19 protein-coding genes are annotated in these 16,871 nt (G+C 39.9%); 6 read left to right on the top strand and 13 right to left on the bottom strand.

Annotation, left to right across the window (positions count from 1 at the left end; genetic code table 11):
• Positions 1-114: 114 nt before the first annotated feature.
• The 3 genes from CWC16_RS17245 to CWC16_RS17235 all read right to left on the bottom strand — a co-directional run bounded on the left by CWC16_RS17245 (position 115) and on the right by CWC16_RS17235 (position 2,475).
• On the bottom strand, positions 115-732 hold the full coding sequence (locus CWC16_RS17245) for a glutathione S-transferase family protein (RefSeq protein ID WP_138542416.1): 618 nt from the start codon (positions 730-732) through the stop codon (positions 115-117).
• 48 nt (positions 733-780) lie between these two features.
• Complete coding sequence (curA, locus tag CWC16_RS17240) at positions 781-1,809, bottom strand: NADPH-dependent curcumin/dihydrocurcumin reductase (protein WP_138542415.1); 1,029 nt, start codon at positions 1,807-1,809, stop codon at positions 781-783.
• Between the two features lie 177 nt (positions 1,810-1,986).
• Positions 1,987-2,475 (bottom strand): GNAT family N-acetyltransferase, encoded by a 489-nt coding sequence (locus tag CWC16_RS17235; protein ID WP_138542414.1) that lies wholly within the window; start codon positions 2,473-2,475, stop codon positions 1,987-1,989.
• Positions 2,476-2,622: 147 nt separating this feature from the next.
• Here CWC16_RS17235 and CWC16_RS17230 point away from each other — a divergent pair, with 147 nt between their 5' ends.
• Complete coding sequence (locus tag CWC16_RS17230) at positions 2,623-3,828, top strand: anhydro-N-acetylmuramic acid kinase (protein WP_138542413.1); 1,206 nt, start codon at positions 2,623-2,625, stop codon at positions 3,826-3,828.
• 20 nt (positions 3,829-3,848) lie between these two features.
• On the opposite strand, the gene CWC16_RS17225 is transcribed toward CWC16_RS17230, so the two are convergent.
• Positions 3,849-4,334 carry a hypothetical protein gene (locus tag CWC16_RS17225; protein ID WP_138542412.1) on the bottom strand — a complete coding sequence of 162 codons (486 nt, stop codon included), beginning with the start codon at positions 4,332-4,334 and terminating at the stop codon, positions 3,849-3,851.
• A gap of 702 nt (positions 4,335-5,036) precedes the next feature.
• On the opposite strand from CWC16_RS17225, the gene CWC16_RS17220 reads away from it, so the two are divergent.
• The 3 genes from CWC16_RS17220 (at position 5,037) to CWC16_RS17210 (ending at position 6,322) form a co-directional block, all read left to right on the top strand.
• A complete protein-coding gene (locus CWC16_RS17220; protein WP_138542411.1) occupies positions 5,037-5,240 on the top strand; it encodes a hypothetical protein in 204 nt (67 codons plus the stop codon).
• A 39-nt stretch (positions 5,241-5,279) separates the two neighbouring features.
• Positions 5,280-5,570 (top strand): hypothetical protein, encoded by a 291-nt coding sequence (locus CWC16_RS17215; RefSeq protein ID WP_138542410.1) that lies wholly within the window; start codon positions 5,280-5,282, stop codon positions 5,568-5,570.
• Between the two features lie 128 nt (positions 5,571-5,698).
• On the top strand, positions 5,699-6,322 hold the full coding sequence (locus tag CWC16_RS17210; protein WP_138542409.1) for an SMI1/KNR4 family protein: 624 nt from the start codon (positions 5,699-5,701) through the stop codon (positions 6,320-6,322).
• A 329-nt stretch (positions 6,323-6,651) separates the two neighbouring features.
• Here the strand turns inward: CWC16_RS17210 and CWC16_RS19920 are convergent, their stop codons facing one another.
• The 3 genes from CWC16_RS19920 to CWC16_RS17200 all read right to left on the bottom strand — a co-directional run bounded on the left by CWC16_RS19920 (position 6,652) and on the right by CWC16_RS17200 (position 7,623).
• Positions 6,652-6,789: a hypothetical protein gene (locus CWC16_RS19920; protein ID WP_171037680.1), complete on the bottom strand. Its 138-nt coding sequence runs from the start codon at positions 6,787-6,789 to the stop codon at positions 6,652-6,654.
• Positions 6,790-7,087: 298 nt separating this feature from the next.
• Positions 7,088-7,378 carry a hypothetical protein gene (locus CWC16_RS17205; RefSeq protein WP_138542408.1) on the bottom strand — a complete coding sequence of 97 codons (291 nt, stop codon included), beginning with the start codon at positions 7,376-7,378 and terminating at the stop codon, positions 7,088-7,090.
• Entirely contained in the window at positions 7,378-7,623 is a 246-nt protein-coding gene (locus tag CWC16_RS17200) for a hypothetical protein (RefSeq protein WP_138542407.1), read from the bottom strand. The genes CWC16_RS17205 and CWC16_RS17200 overlap by 1 nt, the downstream gene beginning before the upstream one ends.
• 118 nt (positions 7,624-7,741) lie before the next feature.
• Between CWC16_RS17200 and CWC16_RS17195 the strand changes: the two genes are divergently transcribed.
• Positions 7,742-8,137, top strand: a complete 396-nt coding sequence (locus CWC16_RS17195; RefSeq protein WP_138542406.1) for a hypothetical protein — start codon at positions 7,742-7,744, stop codon at positions 8,135-8,137.
• A 119-nt stretch (positions 8,138-8,256) separates the two neighbouring features.
• Here CWC16_RS17195 and CWC16_RS17190 read toward each other — a convergent pair whose 3' ends face one another.
• The 6 genes from CWC16_RS17190 to CWC16_RS17165 form a co-directional block, all read right to left on the bottom strand.
• Positions 8,257-9,348, bottom strand: a complete 1,092-nt coding sequence (locus CWC16_RS17190; RefSeq protein WP_138542405.1) for an OprO/OprP family phosphate-selective porin — start codon at positions 9,346-9,348, stop codon at positions 8,257-8,259.
• Position 9,349: 1 nt separating this feature from the next.
• A complete protein-coding gene (locus CWC16_RS17185) occupies positions 9,350-9,937 on the bottom strand; it encodes a DUF4956 domain-containing protein (RefSeq protein WP_138542404.1) in 588 nt (195 codons plus the stop codon).
• A 1-nt stretch (position 9,938) separates the two neighbouring features.
• Entirely contained in the window at positions 9,939-10,856 is a 918-nt protein-coding gene (locus CWC16_RS17180) for a polyphosphate polymerase domain-containing protein (protein WP_138542403.1), read from the bottom strand.
• An 84-nt stretch (positions 10,857-10,940) separates the two neighbouring features.
• A complete protein-coding gene (locus CWC16_RS17175) occupies positions 10,941-13,502 on the bottom strand; it encodes a CotH kinase family protein (protein WP_138542402.1) in 2,562 nt (853 codons plus the stop codon).
• A 235-nt stretch (positions 13,503-13,737) separates the two neighbouring features.
• Positions 13,738-14,865, bottom strand: a complete 1,128-nt coding sequence (locus CWC16_RS17170) for a zinc-binding dehydrogenase (RefSeq protein ID WP_138542401.1) — start codon at positions 14,863-14,865, stop codon at positions 13,738-13,740.
• Between the two features lie 43 nt (positions 14,866-14,908).
• Positions 14,909-15,586 (bottom strand): glutathione S-transferase family protein, encoded by a 678-nt coding sequence (locus CWC16_RS17165; RefSeq protein ID WP_138542400.1) that lies wholly within the window; start codon positions 15,584-15,586, stop codon positions 14,909-14,911.
• 166 nt (positions 15,587-15,752) lie between these two features.
• Between CWC16_RS17165 and CWC16_RS17160 the strand changes: the two genes are divergently transcribed.
• Complete coding sequence (locus tag CWC16_RS17160) at positions 15,753-16,679, top strand: LysR family transcriptional regulator (RefSeq protein WP_138542399.1); 927 nt, start codon at positions 15,753-15,755, stop codon at positions 16,677-16,679.
• Positions 16,680-16,871: the final 192 nt, after the last annotated feature.

Raw genomic sequence — 16,871 nt, 5'->3', positions numbered from 1 at the left:
TTGTTAATTTATTTTACAAACTTTATTGGAAGGAGTGCATTGGTTGGGAATTATTAAAGCAGATCCATTAAAAAAGGGGCTTAAAAGCCCCTTTGGTTTATCTGTGTTTTGTACTTAATCGTATTTAGCTTCTAGTTCATTAGCCGTATGAAACTTCTCATGGCTTTGTAATTGCTCATCGTATTTTACAAGGTGTTTAAAGTGCGCAAGCTGGCCTGAGTTTTTAACTATTTCTACAATAAACGACATCATAATATCGGCACCAGTTAAGGTGTCGCCTACTAAGTAACGTTTACCTTGCAGTCGGTCGTTAAAGTAGCTAATTACTTTCACGGTTTCTGCGTCTGCGTAATTTTCTAAAAAGGTTGTTTTAGCGCCATCTTTTAAAACAAACATTTTAAGTAGTAATGGCAAAATAGCTGAGCTTTCCGCAAAGTGTAACCATTGTTGATAATCTACATATTCAGCGGTGCCTGCTTTTGGCGCAAATTTTCCGTTACCGTATTTAGTAATTAAGTAGTCGGTAATAGCGCCAGATTCAGTAACAATTAAACCATCGTCTTCAATAACAGGCGATTTACCTAATTGATGAACTTTTTTAAGTTCGTCAGGTGCTAAAAAAGTCTCGGTATTGCGCTGGTATGCCATAATTTCGTAATCAACATCTAGCTCTTCTAAAAGCCAAATAATACGTTTAGAACGGGATTTATTTAAATGGTGTAGTTTTATCATGTCAGTCCTTGTTGGCGTTACTGCGTGTGCAGTAACGCTTTGTAAAATTTAAAGAGGCTCGTTAATTTTAACCACGGTTTTACCAAAGTTTTTACCATTAAGCATATCGTTAAATGCGCTTACAGTGTTCTCAATACCTTCTACCATGTGCTCGCGGTATTGTACTTTGCCTTCTTTAAGCCATTTTTGCATGTCTTGCGCAAATTCGTCGTAGCGATGGCCGTAATCGTCAAAAATAATAAAGCCCTGCATTTTAATACGCTTGGTCAGTAATTGGCCCATTAGCATGCCCATACGATCAGGGCCCTCAGGCAGGCTGGTAGAATTATATTGTGATACTAAACCACATAGTGGAACACGGGCTGCGGTATTAAGTAGAGGCAATACGGCATCAAACACTTTACCGCCCACATTTTCGTAATAAACATCTATGCCGTTATCACAGGCTTTTTCTAGTTGCTCTGCAAAGTCATCGGCTTTGTGATCAATACAATCATCAAAGCCTAGCTTTTCAACTGCGTGGCTACATTTTTCACTGCCACCAGCAACGCCTACCACTTTACAGCCTTTAATTTTAGCTATTTGGCCAACGGTTGCACCAACCGGCCCTGTAGCGGCGGCTACTACAACAGTTTCACCTTCTTTAGGTGCGCCAATATCTAGTAACCCCATGTACGCTGTAAAGCCTGGCATACCCAAAATACCCAGTGCATACGAAGGGTTCTCTGGCTCTTTACCTAATTGCATTAAGCCTTCACCATTACTAATGGCGTAACTTTGCCAACCAGTGTAGGCAAGCACCCATTCACCTTCGCTAAATTTATCGTTTTTAGACTCTTCTACTTGGCACACGGTAGCGCCTACCATTACATCGCCTACATTGACCGGATCGGCATACGATTTAGCATCGCTCATGCGGCCACGCATATAAGGGTCAAGTGAAAGGTATATAGTACGTAATAGTACTTCGCCATCTTCAAGCGCTGGTAAATCTACTGATTTCAGTTCAAAGTTTTCATCGGTTGGGGCACCGTGCGGACGTGATGCTAAAGTAAGTTGACGACTAGTCGCTGACATAAAAATCTCCTTTTGGGTTAACCCACTTAACGAATGTTTATGCGTTTAATAACCTAATTGCCATAAACAATAATGCGCGCTAAGCAGTATATGTATGTACAAATTTGTATCTTATAACAGGAGTTTTGGGCGGGGGGCTGGTAATTCAACCTTTACAGAGTATTTATTCTAAATGGTTTATTTTAGCTTGCTAAAAATATGGCTATCGTAAAATACACCGTCTTTATAAATAGCTTGTTTTAGTATGGCCTCGGCTTCAAAGCCGGATTTAGTCAGTGCCTTTATAGAGCCGGTATTGCCAGCAAACACAGCGCCAAAAATACGGTTTAGGTTTGAGTTTTTAAAGGCCTCATCGCAAATTTGTGTAATTGCGTGAGTTATTATTCCTCGCCCCCAAAAGTGATTATTAAGCCAATAGCCTATTTCGCCACTGCGGCTATATTCAAACTCTCCTGGCGTTATGCCAATGCACCCGGCAAATTGCTCATTTACAATAATTGCTTTAATAATCCCATTTTTAGCGCCTTGGTTTATCCACCAATCGGCATCGGCCTGCGTATACGGAAACGGAATTTTAGACGATAGAAAACGCGTAACCTGTTCATCGTTTAAGGTTTTAATAATGTGTGGTGCGTCTTGTTGTTTAAAGTCTCTTAGGGTGATCATTGTTTTAATTAAGTGTGTGGTGCATACGAGGCAACTTAGCAAGCAATTAGAGATTGCACAATCACAAAGATTAACTGTTTACGCCTATAACTTTGTTTTAAAGTACTCTAATATAAGCAAAATATGATACCTGTTTAAGATACCTTTATGCACCCACACATAGCCGCCCTTTATAATAGTGCCCAAAAACCAAGTCGTTTAATTATAGGTTTAATGAGTGGTACCTCGTTAGATGGGCTCGATGTAGCACTGTGTAAAGTAACGGGCGCAGGTATAAATACGCAAATTGAAGTTTTAAATTTTACCACCGTTGACTATAACAACGAGTATAAAACTAAAATAAAGCAGGTATTTGCCAAACGAGAGTGCGATTTAGAACTAGTAACCTTACTGCATCCGTGGGTAGGTAAACTCCATGGCGATATGGTTAATCAGTGCTTACATACTTGGCAGGTAAAGCCGGCAAGTATTGATGTAATAGCGAGTCACGGGCAAACCATTTACCACTGCCCCCAGTCGCAGCATAATCATAAAGGCTTTACTAATGGCACATTACAAATTGGCGATAGCGACCAAATAGCCGTTACCACCGGCATTACAACAATTGGCGATTTTAGGCAAAAACATATAGCAGCTGGGGGCGAAGGCGCACCACTTGCGGTATATGGCGATTACTTGTTTTTTTCAAGCCTTGTTGAAAACCGTATTTTACTTAACATGGGTGGTATAGCTAACTTAACTTTTTTACCCAAAAGCGGTGATGCAAACAGTGTATTTAGCTCTGATATTGGCCCGGGTAATACAATAATGGATGCCTATGTACAAAAATATTTTGAGGGGATGCATTTTGACGACGGTGCAAAAATAGCAAAAGCAGGGAAAGTAAATATGCCTTTACTTCATGCATTATGCGCAGATGACTTTTTTAATTTAAGCATGCCCAAAACAACAGGGCCAGAAGTGTTTAATTTAGCGTATTTAAAAGCGGCTCAAGGACTCACCAATACGCTTGACTTAACTCACCACGATGTAATGGCAACACTCAATGCATTTAGTGCTAATGTAATAAGCGATGCAATAAAACAGTGTGCTAAACACGAGGCAAATTGTGTGGTGTATGCCAGTGGTGGTGGAATACATAACCCACTATTAATGGAGCAGCTTTTAAACCTTTGCCCAGAGTTTAAGGCGTTTAAAAACACACAGGTATTAGGAATAGATCCCGATGCTAAAGAAGCCGTGTTATTTGCTATTTTAGCCAACGAATGCCTAGCAGGTGAGCAGCAACACCTTAATAATACCGCGCAAGGTATTGCGGGAGTGACTATGGGAAAAATAAGTTTTCCCGACTAACCGCTATTGATAAAAGCGCTTTAAAACAATGATAAAAAGGTCGAGCCTACCCCAGCAAAATACCGGCGAAAACCGTGTGGTTTTGATTGCTCGATATTTACGAGTGGCGCGTTATAGCCGCCCTCAAATGCGTTAATATTCATATCAAACTGAAGGCTATTTTTTAATGTAGCGTATTTTCCGTGCAACATAAGCTGCATTACAAAACATTGGCTATGGGTAATTTTGTTTAAAGTAAGGTTAACGTAACCGCGCTCTAAATCGGCTTGCGTAATAACGTTCTCAGTAAAATACTGAGCGCCACGTGCACTTGGATGTGTTGCGCTAAGCGAAATAACATTACCTTCATGTACAGCATCTGGCAAATCGCATTGCAATGTAATTGCATGAAGCGCATTGGCTTGTACCGAAAGATTTTCGTATTCCATGGTGTGGCTCATAGCCGCAGACATCGGATCATCAAGTGATTGCAGTGCAAATGTTAGTCGCACTAGAGGTGTGGTCATTTACTTCGTCTTCTAGATTATAAAAAATACAGTTTGAGTTTAAATTATCGCCTACTTAGATTGCAGTTTTATGACAAATTGCACTTAATCGGATAATCGCTGCTTTTTGATCAAAAAAGATCGTTATAATGTTCTTTCTCATTCAGTTTTGGAATGGTTTCTCACACATCTGGAATGAAGAGCTATATGTGGCAAGGCTTGTAGTAATGGTATTGTGTTCCTTATTTGGGTTTTTCTCATAGGCTTCTCTTCATAGGGAATAGAATGTGGTTTTTAGGCTTTACCTAATTAAAGCATTAAATAGAGATTCCAAATTAAAATTTCATACTTATCTTTTTTGATTTAATACGGTATGCATTGCGGTTGAATGTTGTAGCACGTATTAAAAGAGTGCCCGCACAAGCCAAGCTATCTTATGCTAAAAATGTAGTAAGGCCTTTATGAGCGATAACAGGTCATTGAGATTGGCTAAATATCGTCGTTAATTGATTGGTTAAACTGCACTTTGCGCATATATTCATGAAAATGAGCGCTGCGCGCAAATTGGATTATTTAAGTTTACCTAAAAACTTTAGAAAACTTAGTAATAGTAATACCTTAGGTAATTTGTTAAAACTATATAAAGTAGATAAGTGAGCGTTAAGTCGGCAGAAATATGCGCGATGAGCGCACTATTAAATTGTTATAAGCCCAAGGAGTATTATGGCTACCACCGAACTAGAAGTAATCGATACAGCAATAAAAATTGGTTTGGGTAGTTTAATTACCTTGGCAGGAACATTTCTGGTTACTTGGCTAAATCACAGAAATGACAGGAAGAAAGAATCTCGAAAGCGTTTCTATGATTCATTAGAACTTATAAGTACAAATATAGAAGAAACCACTCATGCATCTTTACGATATTAGGCTCTAATTGTTGAGTGGGTGAGAAATAATGATCAGGGTATGGAGTTAACGGACAAGCGAAGCGATGAACTAGTAAAAACTAAAGATGACTTATTTGACCAGTTTAAAAACTTAACGGTTGCTGAATCAAAGCTCATGTTGCTTGGATTAACGGATATTTCCAGTCAAATACGTGATTATGGAGAGTTCTTAAAAGAACTTCGCAGAAAATACTACGATGGTAATACCTCACTAAAAGAAAGTGATATGAATGCAGTCAGAAGTAAACTGCTAGACAAAAGAAAATTACTTTTTAGCGAGTTAGCTAAGGCCTACAAAAAGGGCTTATAACAAGCACTTCAAATCGGAACAAAAACAGCGGGCTATGTTTCGTTCCTCAACAAAATTTTAGCCCACTATTTTTGTCCGCTTAAGTGGGCGTTAGCTGCAATAGATTTGGGTTCAACTGGAGAGTATATATGTTAGAAAAAGCAACGGAATGGTTATCGAATCATGCACCTAAAATTGTAGAGGCGCTTCAAGAACCTGCATCGACAGATAAAATTAAAGAACTGGAGATTTTAGTAGGTAAAAATTTACCTGAAAGCTTTTGTACTTTATATCAAACGTATAATGGAATAAATCCAGATATGTTTGCTAATTTTGCGTACGGCATGCCATTCATTTCAATAGAGCAAACAATTAGTCAAATTACGGAATTTGAACTACCTAATGATAAAACCAATTTAAGCTATTCAGATGATGGTATCAAAGCAGGTTATAGCTTTGGAAAGTTAAGGGTTCCTATTGGTGATGATTCGGGAACCTGTTTAATATGCGTAGATCTCGATCCCGACATTAATGGTACTTATGGGCAAGTAATTTTAATAGACTATGACCATAATATAGCTCTCAAACTTGCTGAATCAGTAGAGAATTATATTGAAACATTCACATCTGATTTACTTTCAGGTAAATATTCTCTTCAAGAGGATGCGCTAGAAGATGGTGTACATTGGCTTCAACCAGAAAGCGAAATTGATCCTGGTAATTGGTTTAGTTCGCCTACTTGGCAATATGTGCCTGGTCATAATTGCAGCTAACAAGCTGTTAAACAAGGACAATGCTCCTCACCCGTTTTAGTGGACACCTCCTCATCACTTTGAGGAGGCTAAAATCCCTAGATATACCCAACCTAGAAAGACAGGTTAAAGGGGTCACCCATTAGAAAGTTCCGGTCAAGCAGGCAGCTGTGTTTTCTTGATCTTTTTATTCAAAAAACCAAGTGTTGTTATTTTTAAACTCAATTTAAATATGGCTACGCACCTAGTAATGAACGTCGATTGGTGTGAATATGCACCAGTCACCCATATGAATTTAGGCAGTTTAATTAAGCATTATTGATGATTAATTAAGGCCCTTGGCTTTCGCCTCAGTCATCGTTTAGTACCAATGTTAGTCCAGTTTCTGGCTGTGGGGTTAAAGGGGTCAAATCTTGACTTAATACATCAAGGTTTATCAGTGCCTGCTGATGCTGCACTAGCAAAGTTTGCCAGAGTACGCCTATCAAATTAACTATATCCTTAAACCTTTAATGTACTTGAGTGGCTAGCAACGTACGGGTGATCTCTTCCAGCGTTAATTGAGAAATTAGCTTAATTCCAGTATTGAATGGGGAAATATTCCAACTTCCTATTGGAAATTCACTTATCAAAGCCTCGCCTTATATAAAGCCCTGTTTTAAGCTCAAATGAGAAAGAATATAGCGAGGTTTGTAATTTATCCGCTGTGGTAGATAAAGCATTTATTACTTAAAACCTAATATTGCAAATGTTCTCATAGAGAGTGTCTAGCTTATTTCTTATTTATTAAAGTGGGGCAGACCACCATACAGACTGAAATATAATGACAGGACTAAGCATTAATGCTGAAAGCCAAAATATTAATGCTTGAAGTTTATTTTTGCTAACACGGTACGAGAAAAACCATAAAACAGAGCTGATGATAAGTATAATGAAATATAAGAATACTCCGTAAATTCCCATTCCTTTACCGGCTAAAATAAAGCTTTTGAATGTAATGACTAAATACGTTTCTGTAGTCGCTATTAATAAAATAGCGGCTAAAAGAAGGGTATTTGCTATTAGTTTTCTACTCATTAGCGTAAACCTAAAGCATAAAGCTCGTTAGCTAATGTATTTCGACGTTTATCACTTATATTTGTGGGTTCTGCGTAATAAAAGTGACCTTCAGAATTTGGCATTTGCCCTGCCAGTGTAGGTAGATTAGAAAAAAGTTCAAAAACGCTCATATCTGCAAAAATTGGATCTCCGTATTCGTTTAGATCAATTATAATTAATTTTTTTATTTGGACTATATTTCTTAATCGCTGTAAAAACTCCATACTGATAGGACTCCCAATTAAAACCAAATTATCAATAACAGTACCTTTTATAGCGTATTTTACTCTATTGACAGGCTGTTCTATAGCTAAAAGCGCTGATTCGTTTTCTTTAAGCGAAATGAGTGCAACACAATACTTGCTTGAAACAACAACGCAGCCCACTATTAAAGTTATTGCTGATATGCAAGGAGCTGACGAGCTAGAATTAGTAAGGGTTTATGATTTAACGTGTAATGGTGTTAACTATCAAGTCCCTGCCGTTAAGGGAGATATCGTAAATGCGGAATCTATTGCTGAACACATAGAGTATTTTATATTTAAAAACGTAGGCGATGATTTATCAGCGATTAAAACAATCGGATCTATTGAGGTTAAAAGGCGAAGTGATGGTATTGTAGTGAATGAGCATCACATCGACCCATCACTGACCAGTTTTAATAAAAACCTGTGTAATAGTATTAACCGCAGCGGCGATATGGATTACCCAATACAATTTGTTGATGCTGGTGATTAGTATTTATAAACTAGCTTAAATGTTATTTATTAAGTAACTACAAACCCCCGGTGTTAAACGTAACGTTGAACACCGGAGTTTTAATGTTTTAGCCTAACCGACTAAACACGCAAAGCGCATTAAAACGAATATTGCAGCCTTAATGAGATTGCGTTGCCTGATGTGATAGTACCGCCCGCCTCAAAGTAATCGGCTTTAATGTAGTCGGCCATAAATTTTATGTTTTTGTTTACGGTGTAGTTAACGCCAAGGGCGTAGGTTTTTGCGTCTTGGTTTTCTTGCTTGAGTTTTAGTAAGCTGTAGCGGCCTGTAAGTTCCCAGCCTGGCTCTGAGCTTGCGCCTAGTTTTGCGTTTTTATATTTTCGGTATCCGCCCGATAGCTGATAACCAAATTGCAAATAGCCGCCTTCGTAATCGTTAGTTGTATTTTCAATACTGGTTACTTGTGCTTGTTGCCACTCGGCCATCATGGTAAATCTGTCTTTAAGCCATAGTAGCTCTACGCCTTGTTGCGAAAGGCTATCGGCATTAATTTTATCGCCTTCTATTAATGAGTCGGCGGTATAAACTTCAAGTGGTTCATTTACTCTAAATTCGTTGCCATCGTACTGCCTTTCACTAAATGCAACCCCAAGGTGTAATAAGTTAGTATCTTGCTGCCATGGCACCCAAGCTACGCGCCCTGTAATAGCAGACGTTGCTTCGTTTTCGTCGGGCTCGTAATAGCCTAGTTGCCAATTTACTGAGGCTATGTCTCCCGATAGGCTAATGCCTAAACTACGCCCTGGTGAAAATGCTTCACTTATCATGCTGCGCTCAAGCATTAATAAATTACGAGAGCTAGTTAGTTTTTCTAGGCCAAAGCCTTCTTTTTGCTGGCCTATGGTTAAATCGGCATATTTCCAACCAGAGTATTTTAAGTAAGCGTCTTTTATTTCGGTTTCGCCATCGGCAAAGCCAAGTTGAAATTTACTTTTCCAGTCTTTGCTTATGTCTGATTTAAAACTTAGGCGAGCACGGCGTATTTCAGAGGTGCTTTCTGAGCTGTTGCTGTCGTATTGATCCTCTAATAATGCGGTATCAAATTTGTTGTAGTCGAGCATGATATAGCCACTTAAATCTATATCGTCGTTAATTTTGGCAAAACTTGCATTACTAACAAAGCAAAGTGCTGAAAGTGCCGCATAAGTAATAGTTAATTTAGAGCTCATGTTAGGCTACCTTTGTTTGTTTTTCGGCTAAGTAACTTACTTTTAGTTGCGCTACGTCTCTTAAAAAGTCGATGTGTTCTATATCTACGGCAACGACGTTTAGACCCGTGCGCTGCTTTAAATCGCTGATCAGTGTGGCTTGGTTTTGCGGGGTTATGTTTTCAATGCGTTCGTAGCAAACGCTTTGTACTTCGTAGCGTTTTACAAATACGCTTGAGTCAATCAAAAAGGCAATTAAGCAAATTATGCCATTAAGAATGCTTAGCTCAATTAGGCTCATTTGCCCTACAGAGGTCAGTAAAGCAATGGCAGTAACAAGGAATAGGTAGGTCATCTCTTTAATAGAAATAGACTCAGTGCGGTACCTTAGCATGGTAAATACAGCAAATAGGCCAAATGCAAATTCCATCGACATATCAACGTCGTGCAGCAAAAAGGTGATAATAAAAACACCTACACCAAATAAAATAAATGAGCCTGCCACCACTGCATTTTTACTAATCCGAAAGTAACAGCCATAGCAAAGTACAGCCAGCGATAGGATGTTTACTAAAAAGCGGGAAAGAAAAATAAGATCTAATTTTGTCATTTTAATTATTCTCTAAAGGTAAAAGCGGGTTAGTGCGGTTAAGGTGTTTTAAACGGGCTAAAACAGGTTTAAAGCGGTTTACTTTTAAGCGCTCGGGGTAGAGCAAAGCGCAGCCAATGCAGTATTTACTAAACGATGCCGGGAATATGTGGTGTTTACTCATGAGCTTATAAAATGGCGAGTGTTTTGTTTTTTTATTTTGTTTAAGCTCGGCAATAAAAAAGCCCGGTAAGGTTATTTTGTTATCGCCTTTTGGGGTGTTGTACCACAGGTTAAAATCAAGCGTTAAGCGCTCTGCTTTTTCTTCGTTAGCTAGGGCTATGCGGTTATAACCACTTTGTTGGCTTATGTTTAAATCAGCAAAATTGTTTTGCATTTGCTCTTTTAGGAAAGCCGCGCAATCTGTTTGCTGGTTGTTACCTTGGGAGAGCTTAATACGTGTTTTAACGGTTCTGCTTTGGTTGTTTTTTAGTTTTACTTCTAGGTATTCGGTAGCTGTATCAACGTAACGCCTTTGGCGTACTTTATAGCGATTAAGCTTTCCGTTATGGTGGGCTGTATATAAATCAAGTTTAGGGGTGTCAAAATACTGATTATAATAAGAAAAAAATCGTTTTCCTTGTATATCTAGCACACGGTAATGACCTTGAAGGTGAGCGAGTAACTCCGGTAAAAAAGACAGTGGCAACATAAACTTGCTGTCTACACGGTTCATTAAATTAGCGTTATTAAGATCGTTTAACCCATAACCTTCAAATGGGGTGAGTAGATTTTTAACCTGTATTGAAAGCGCATCGGTTGACTGCGTTTTTGCAATTGTGGCGGGTTTAGTTTTTGCATTTATTGCAGTCAGTACTGCAGATGAGGCTGAAGCATCCTTTTCAAAAAATTCATCCTTAATTTGAGTTTGAATGGTCATAATTTTCTCAGATTATTAAATTACAAAGTAATAAATTGCAGTACCTGCATGGGTGCATGCAGGTACTGCTAAAAGGATGGATTATTATCTAGCGCAAAATCCGCTGCCGTCGCCAGCTGAAGGTAATGAGCCATCAAGCTGCGCGGCCATATTTGCTACGCGGTACTGCATAAACGACGTTAAGCCATAAAACTGCCCTGTAGTTGATGTGAGGTTTTGCTCAAAGTAATCTGAGCCATAAAAACTGGTAGGGTCGTTTTGTACGTGCTCACGAATTAGGTCGGCTATTTCATTTACGCGGGCACTAAAGGTGTCGCTTGAAAGTGAGCCATTAATAAGCTGTGTTAAGTAACTGTGGTATGTATCAAGGTTATTTTGATCAGCAAATACATTAGCAAGCATTGGGCGTTCATTTAATGCGCCACTTACGGGCTCATCTATATAAAGCTCTCTTATATCTACGCTGTTACAGTCCATATTAAAGGTGCCGAATGATTCGTTAAAATCCCATGGCAAAATACTAAATACACCGTCTTGATCATAAATATAATAGTTATGAGCAAGTGTACCGTGGTAACTATCAAGGTTAGATAAAGAAGTGCTTACCGACATATAACGCAGTAATGTATCTTCATCTATGGCGTTGGTTTCGCCGGCATCGAGCGATTCTACAAAGTTAATAAATGCGCCGTTATCGGTGCTCTCTTCGTTGGTTTGTAGGTTTATATCCGTATAGCTATGTATGTCGTCGCCTAGCCATAGCAAATCACTGCCTGTGCCATCTGGTTTGTATAAATCGCCATTACTGTTGGCAAAGTGTTTTTCTAAAAACTCACTATCAATGGCCTCTACCATTAAGTACAAACCAAATAGCTCCCCGTTTACATAAAAATTAACGTAAGCATGCTCAGGGGTAGGTACACCCATTTCGTCCATTAGGTCGTAGGCGATTACTTCACGCATGTACGACGGGTCGTTAAACGAGTTTTGTAATGTAAATTTTTTCAGCCCAAAAAAGGTTTGCCCCGACACGTATTCGTTAATATCAACCTTAAAGCTGTAGCGGTCACTGCTTGAGTTAGCTACGGTGCTTAAACTAGAGCCGCCTTTAGTACGAATTGCCACGCTGTCTAGCGTTACCCCGTTAAAGGTAATACTGGTTTCGTGGTATTCCTCGTCCAGTGGGTTGTCTAGGATGTCTTGCCAGTTTTCGTCGGTAATTGTAATAGAAAGCGTATTAACAGCTGTGGGTGTAAATGCGTTTGCAACTGTATTTTCACTACTTGGGGTAGGTGTTAAAAACGCATGAGTAAAATCGGTACTGTTACTTAGGCCGTAACTAAAGCCCGTGGCTACATCGCTCTCGTCCCAATCAATGTAGTCAATTACTTCGTCGTTGAGCATTAGGCTTAGCTCGTCTTCTTTGCCTAGCTTAAAGGGTACGTAGTAAGTGCCTGGATCTTCGTCGGTGGCATAAATAGTAATGTATTGGCCTGCGTATAAATCTATGTCGGGAAGGGTTACTGGGTCTATATCGTCGCTTTCATCAATAACTTGGTAGTTGGCTAAGTTAATTGTATTGTCGCTGTTATTGTATAGCTCAAACCAGTCGTTGCCATCGTCTGCGGTGCTTGCCACCACTTCGTTAATAACGAGTGGCCCGTGAGTTGCTTTGCTGTTTTGGCTAAGCTCTGTTGGAGTTAATACCGCAGTTGCATCGCTGCCATCTGGATAGCGGCCATAACTGTAACCACTTAGTGCTTGGCCTTTTTTCCAAGCGAGTTGTTCTATAATTACGTTGTTACTGTATAGGCTTACGGTATCACTTGAGCCCAACTTAAACGCTACGCTTGGCAGGTCATCTAAATCGTCGGTACTTGCGTAAATACGGTAAAACTCACCGGGCGATAACGTAATATCAGGCAATGCAAACTGCTCGTTACTGTCATCACTCAGGGTGTAGTCTGCTAGGTAAACATCAGTGTTACCCGTTGCATAAAGTTCTATCCAGTCCTCACCGCCGCTGCTATCTTTAGCTACTACTTCGTTTATACGCAGTGGGGCATCTTCAGCAATTAGGGTTGTAACAAGTGTAGAGGTGTCGGCTGTTTGGTTAGCTGCGCCTTCTGTTGGCGTTAATGTTTGCGCTGTGCCGGTACCATCGGTGTATAAGCCGTAGCTAAAGCCCTCAGCGGCCTCGCCTTCTTCCCAATCAAGTACAGAGACGGCAGTGTCGTCCTCGTATAACGTGACTGCATCGTCGCTACCTAATTTAAAGGTTACGTAATAGCCGTTGTCGGGCGGTGTGTTGGTTTCATCAATGGCTTGAATAACAATAAACTCACCTTGCGAAAGCGAAACGGCAGGTAAAGCTTGGGGCTCTCTGTTGGCGTTATCATCAACAAGCGAAAATACCGATAAATCGGCTATGTCTGCAGTGGCGTAGAGTTCTATCCAGTCGTAGGTGGTATCACTTGGGCTTGCAACAATTTCGTTTATAACGAGTGTGCCGGTGCTGTTGGTTATTTCAGTTTGATCAGTGCTTTGCTCTGAGTTGGTGTCGCTACTTTGTTCGCTACCACCACAACCATACAAAAAGGCAGTAGAGGCAATAACTGAATAAAATAGCATGGGTTTTATGTTCATTGATGCGATCTTTTTTATTTTATTAACGTCGCAAAACTATAAAAATAGAAGGTGCAAACAATGTGTAAACATTCAGTAAGTTACGTTTTTGTGATGATTTTATGAAGGGTTTTAATAAACTGTGATGAGAGGCTTTATACTGTGCATTAACCTCACAGCTAGCCTGTGATTAGCATGTGTATTTATAAAGCAGATACTGCTATAAGTATCTGCTTTATAAGGGTGTAGGTTATAATTAAGCGTGTGGTTTAACTAAGAATTTTTCGCCAGTGGCTTGTTTAGAATAAGCGGCAATTGACTCCAGTTTTAATACCTCAGCGAGGGTAACCTCATGTGTATAATTGCTTGCAAAGGTGGTTGTTATTTCATCTGCTACACGTTTACGCATTTTCATTACAGTTTCAGTGCCTAATTTTCCTAAGGCATTAAATAGTAAAAAGCCACTTACAGCCCATGCAAAACCAAAATTACGATTAAGTGTAATAGGCCCGCGATCTAACGCACCGTATATATATGCTTGTTTAAACGTGTCTGAGCCATATAGGCTATGTTCTTTCATATCGCGTGCGGCCGCTACTTCCATACAGTTTAGTATATCGCTTGTTAATTGGCCGCCACCAATTGGATCAAACGAAATAGTCGCGCCAGTTTTAATAATGGCCGCTGTTAAATCGTCAATAAACGTATCACTGCTTGAATTTACAACGTATTTAGCGCCCATATTACGCAGTAGGGTTTCTTGCTCTGGCTTGCGTACAATATTAATTAAATCAACGCCATCGGCAATACAAATGCGGTTTAACATTTGCCCTAAATTAGAAGCCGCTGCTGCATGAATAATGGCTTTATGACCCTCGGCGCGCATGGTTTCTACCATGGCTAGTGCGGTAAGCGGGTTTACAAAAGACGACGCTCCCTCTTTAGCGGTAGTGCCTTCTTTTAATTCTAAACAGCTTTGTACTTTAGTACATAAATACTGACGATACGTACCACCACCAATAACAGCCACAGTTTTACCCATTAATGCTTGTGCCGCTGGCGATGAACCCGCAGCCACTACTGTACCAGCACCTTCATTACCTACGGGTACAGCTTTGCCTACGCGTTTTTCAAGCGATGGCATAAATTGCGCAGGTACATTTGCTGTAATAACAGGGCTGTGATCAGTTCCCGTTTGTTTTGCTGTGCTCATATCGGCTGCGCTAAATAGCACACCTAAATCAGATGGGTTCAGCGGTGCGGCTTCTATACGTACTACCACTTCATCGGCCTGTGGTGTTGGCATATCTATATTTTTTATAGCAAGCGTTAGGGTGTTGTCGTTGTTAATTGTTGAAGTAAGTTGTGTATTTGTATCTGTCATAATATTGTTCCTATAAATTGAGAATGGGTAGCGTATAGCGTAATTACTTGCTTTGAGCTGCCTGTATTTGTGCTGTTACTTTTTGCATAAACTCAGGCATATTTGCTTGGCGATCTGCCTCTATTTGCTGAGCAATGGTCGATTGGCTCATTTTTGCTTGCCATTCTTTCATACCTGGGATTTCGGCCAGTACATCCCAGTTAAGCTCTTTTGGCGTAAATGCGTTAACCACTGTATTTACGTAGTAAACGTAAATATCTGCCATGCTAAATTGCTCGCCTGCTATCCACGGCGAAAAATGCGTTAATTCACAAAGGGCGTTTACACCGCGCGTTAATAATTTGCGAATGTCGTCTTTCACGTGTTCAGGGGCAGGTGAGCCTGTAAATACATACGGGATCAAGCGTCTGCTTGGTAATTCAAAGTAAAGCTCACTTGTTTTCATAAGTTGGCGAACAAAAGCACGTTCGGCTGAATCTTCAGGGTATAGCGTGTTGCTTGGGTAGGTTTCTTCAAGGTAGTCGCAAATAACGCTCGACTCTGCAATATTTAGCCCATCAGCGGTGGTAATAGCCGGTACTTTTCCCATAGGGTTTACAGCTAAAAACTGCTCGTCGTTGTTGTATATGAGGTGCTCATTAAATGGCAGCTCTTTGTGTAAAAGTACATGCTTAACCAAGTTGTAATAGTTACTAGCTGCGAAGCCGTGCAAAGTAATCATAATGTAGCCTTTGGTTTTAAGCTTTAACTATTGGCGTTAAATAAATTAAAGCGTGTAGATAAGTTAAGGTTATTATTACTTGTTTTAATTTGCTTACATATAGGGGAAAATGCGAATCACTTTTGCCTTTAAGGCAATAATAAAGCTTACTTAACACAGAGGCAGCATGGATCAACTAAAAGCCATACGGTATTTTATAAAAGTAGTCGAAACAGGCAGTTTTACTAAAGCAGCAAAAGCGTTTGGTGTGCCGCCTTCGTCGTTGTCGCGCCGAGTAGCCGATTTAGAAAAAAGTTTAGGCGCTACGCTTTTAAAACGCTCAACCCGCATTGTTAAGCTTACCGAAGTTGGGCATATTTACTACAACGATATGCAGCAAATTTTGGGGCAACTGGCGCAAAGCCAAGAAACAGTGCGCAGTTATCAAACTACACCCATGGGGCGATTATCAATTAGTTGTATGGTTGGCTTTGGCGACAAAATTTTAATGCCGCTACTTGATGAATTTAGTGTTTTGTATCCCGAAATTATACTGGATGTAAGCCTAAGCGATGAGCTTTCTACCCTTGGGCGTGACGACGTTGATATAGCCATTCGTGGAGGGTATGCACCTAACGAGCGCGTGTTAGCAATTAAGCTTATGGATAATGGCTTTATACCAGTTGCATCGCCTGGCTATTTACAAAAATACGGTATGCCTAAAAGTGCTATGGAATTACAGCAGCACCGTGGCCTATATTTTAAAACACCCTCAGGGCCTACGCCGTGGTTATGTAAAATAGATGAACAATGGCACGACGTATCAGCGCCTGCCGTTGCTATTTCAAATAATGGGAATTGGCTGGCTAAAAAAGCCTGCAACGGAGAAGGGATTTTAATGTCGACTCGGTGGGCACTTAAATCCTACCTTGAAGCGGGTGAGTTACAAGAGCTTAAGTTTGAACATGAGTTAGCAATAACGCAAAACACCAATATGGCCGTTTATCTGTTGTACCAAAAGCAGCGCTATTTAGTGCCAAAGGTAAAAGCGGCGGTCGACTTTTTAGTGCAAAGGATAAAAGAAACAGATGAAAGTAATAAGCGAGCAGAATAGCGCTTAAAAGTTGAGTGGGTTGTAAATAAACAAAGTGGTGAATGGTCGAATGGCGATTCGCTTATTCGACCTACGTTTATTCGGTTTTGATTTATGTTATTTATGCTTATTAAATTTATTAATGGGTTGTTTGTATAATTAATAGGTAAAAACCTCTCCTTAAACTAAAGATTCTTATGCTGTGTCCGATAG

The organism is Pseudoalteromonas sp. S3776, from assembly GCF_005886915.1.
In the GTDB taxonomy this organism is placed as follows: domain Bacteria; phylum Pseudomonadota; class Gammaproteobacteria; order Enterobacterales; family Alteromonadaceae; genus Pseudoalteromonas.
Note: the sequence above shows the minus strand (reverse complement) of the source record. Positions and strands in the feature narration are given on the sequence as shown.

Bases quoted from the DNA above. Each gene is read 5' to 3' on its own strand.
- CWC16_RS17200 (WP_138542407.1), bottom strand. From the start codon at position 7,623: ATGGAGTTTTTACAGCGATTAAGAAATATAGTCCAAATAAAAAAATTA.
- CWC16_RS17215 (WP_138542410.1), top strand. From the start codon at position 5,280: ATGGAGTTAACGGACAAGCGAAGCGATGAACTAGTAAAAACTAAAGAT.
- CWC16_RS17195 (WP_138542406.1), top strand. From the start codon at position 7,742: ATGAGTGCAACACAATACTTGCTTGAAACAACAACGCAGCCCACTATT.
- CWC16_RS17165 (WP_138542400.1), bottom strand. From the start codon at position 15,586: ATGATTACTTTGCACGGCTTCGCAGCTAGTAACTATTACAACTTGGTT.
- CWC16_RS17170 (WP_138542401.1), bottom strand. From the start codon at position 14,865: ATGACAGATACAAATACACAACTTACTTCAACAATTAACAACGACAAC.
- CWC16_RS17230 (WP_138542413.1), top strand. From the start codon at position 2,623: ATGCACCCACACATAGCCGCCCTTTATAATAGTGCCCAAAAACCAAGT.
- curA (WP_138542415.1), bottom strand. From the start codon at position 1,809: ATGTCAGCGACTAGTCGTCAACTTACTTTAGCATCACGTCCGCACGGT.
- CWC16_RS17205 (WP_138542408.1), bottom strand. From the start codon at position 7,378: ATGAGTAGAAAACTAATAGCAAATACCCTTCTTTTAGCCGCTATTTTA.
- CWC16_RS17245 (WP_138542416.1), bottom strand. From the start codon at position 732: ATGATAAAACTACACCATTTAAATAAATCCCGTTCTAAACGTATTATT.
- CWC16_RS17235 (WP_138542414.1), bottom strand. From the start codon at position 2,475: ATGATCACCCTAAGAGACTTTAAACAACAAGACGCACCACACATTATT.
- CWC16_RS17225 (WP_138542412.1), bottom strand. From the start codon at position 4,334: ATGACCACACCTCTAGTGCGACTAACATTTGCACTGCAATCACTTGAT.
- CWC16_RS17210 (WP_138542409.1), top strand. From the start codon at position 5,699: ATGTTAGAAAAAGCAACGGAATGGTTATCGAATCATGCACCTAAAATT.
- CWC16_RS17160 (WP_138542399.1), top strand. From the start codon at position 15,753: ATGGATCAACTAAAAGCCATACGGTATTTTATAAAAGTAGTCGAAACA.
- CWC16_RS17185 (WP_138542404.1), bottom strand. From the start codon at position 9,937: ATGACAAAATTAGATCTTATTTTTCTTTCCCGCTTTTTAGTAAACATC.
- CWC16_RS17180 (WP_138542403.1), bottom strand. From the start codon at position 10,856: ATGACCATTCAAACTCAAATTAAGGATGAATTTTTTGAAAAGGATGCT.
- CWC16_RS17220 (WP_138542411.1), top strand. From the start codon at position 5,037: ATGGCTACCACCGAACTAGAAGTAATCGATACAGCAATAAAAATTGGT.
- CWC16_RS17175 (WP_138542402.1), bottom strand. From the start codon at position 13,502: ATGAACATAAAACCCATGCTATTTTATTCAGTTATTGCCTCTACTGCC.
- CWC16_RS17190 (WP_138542405.1), bottom strand. From the start codon at position 9,348: ATGAGCTCTAAATTAACTATTACTTATGCGGCACTTTCAGCACTTTGC.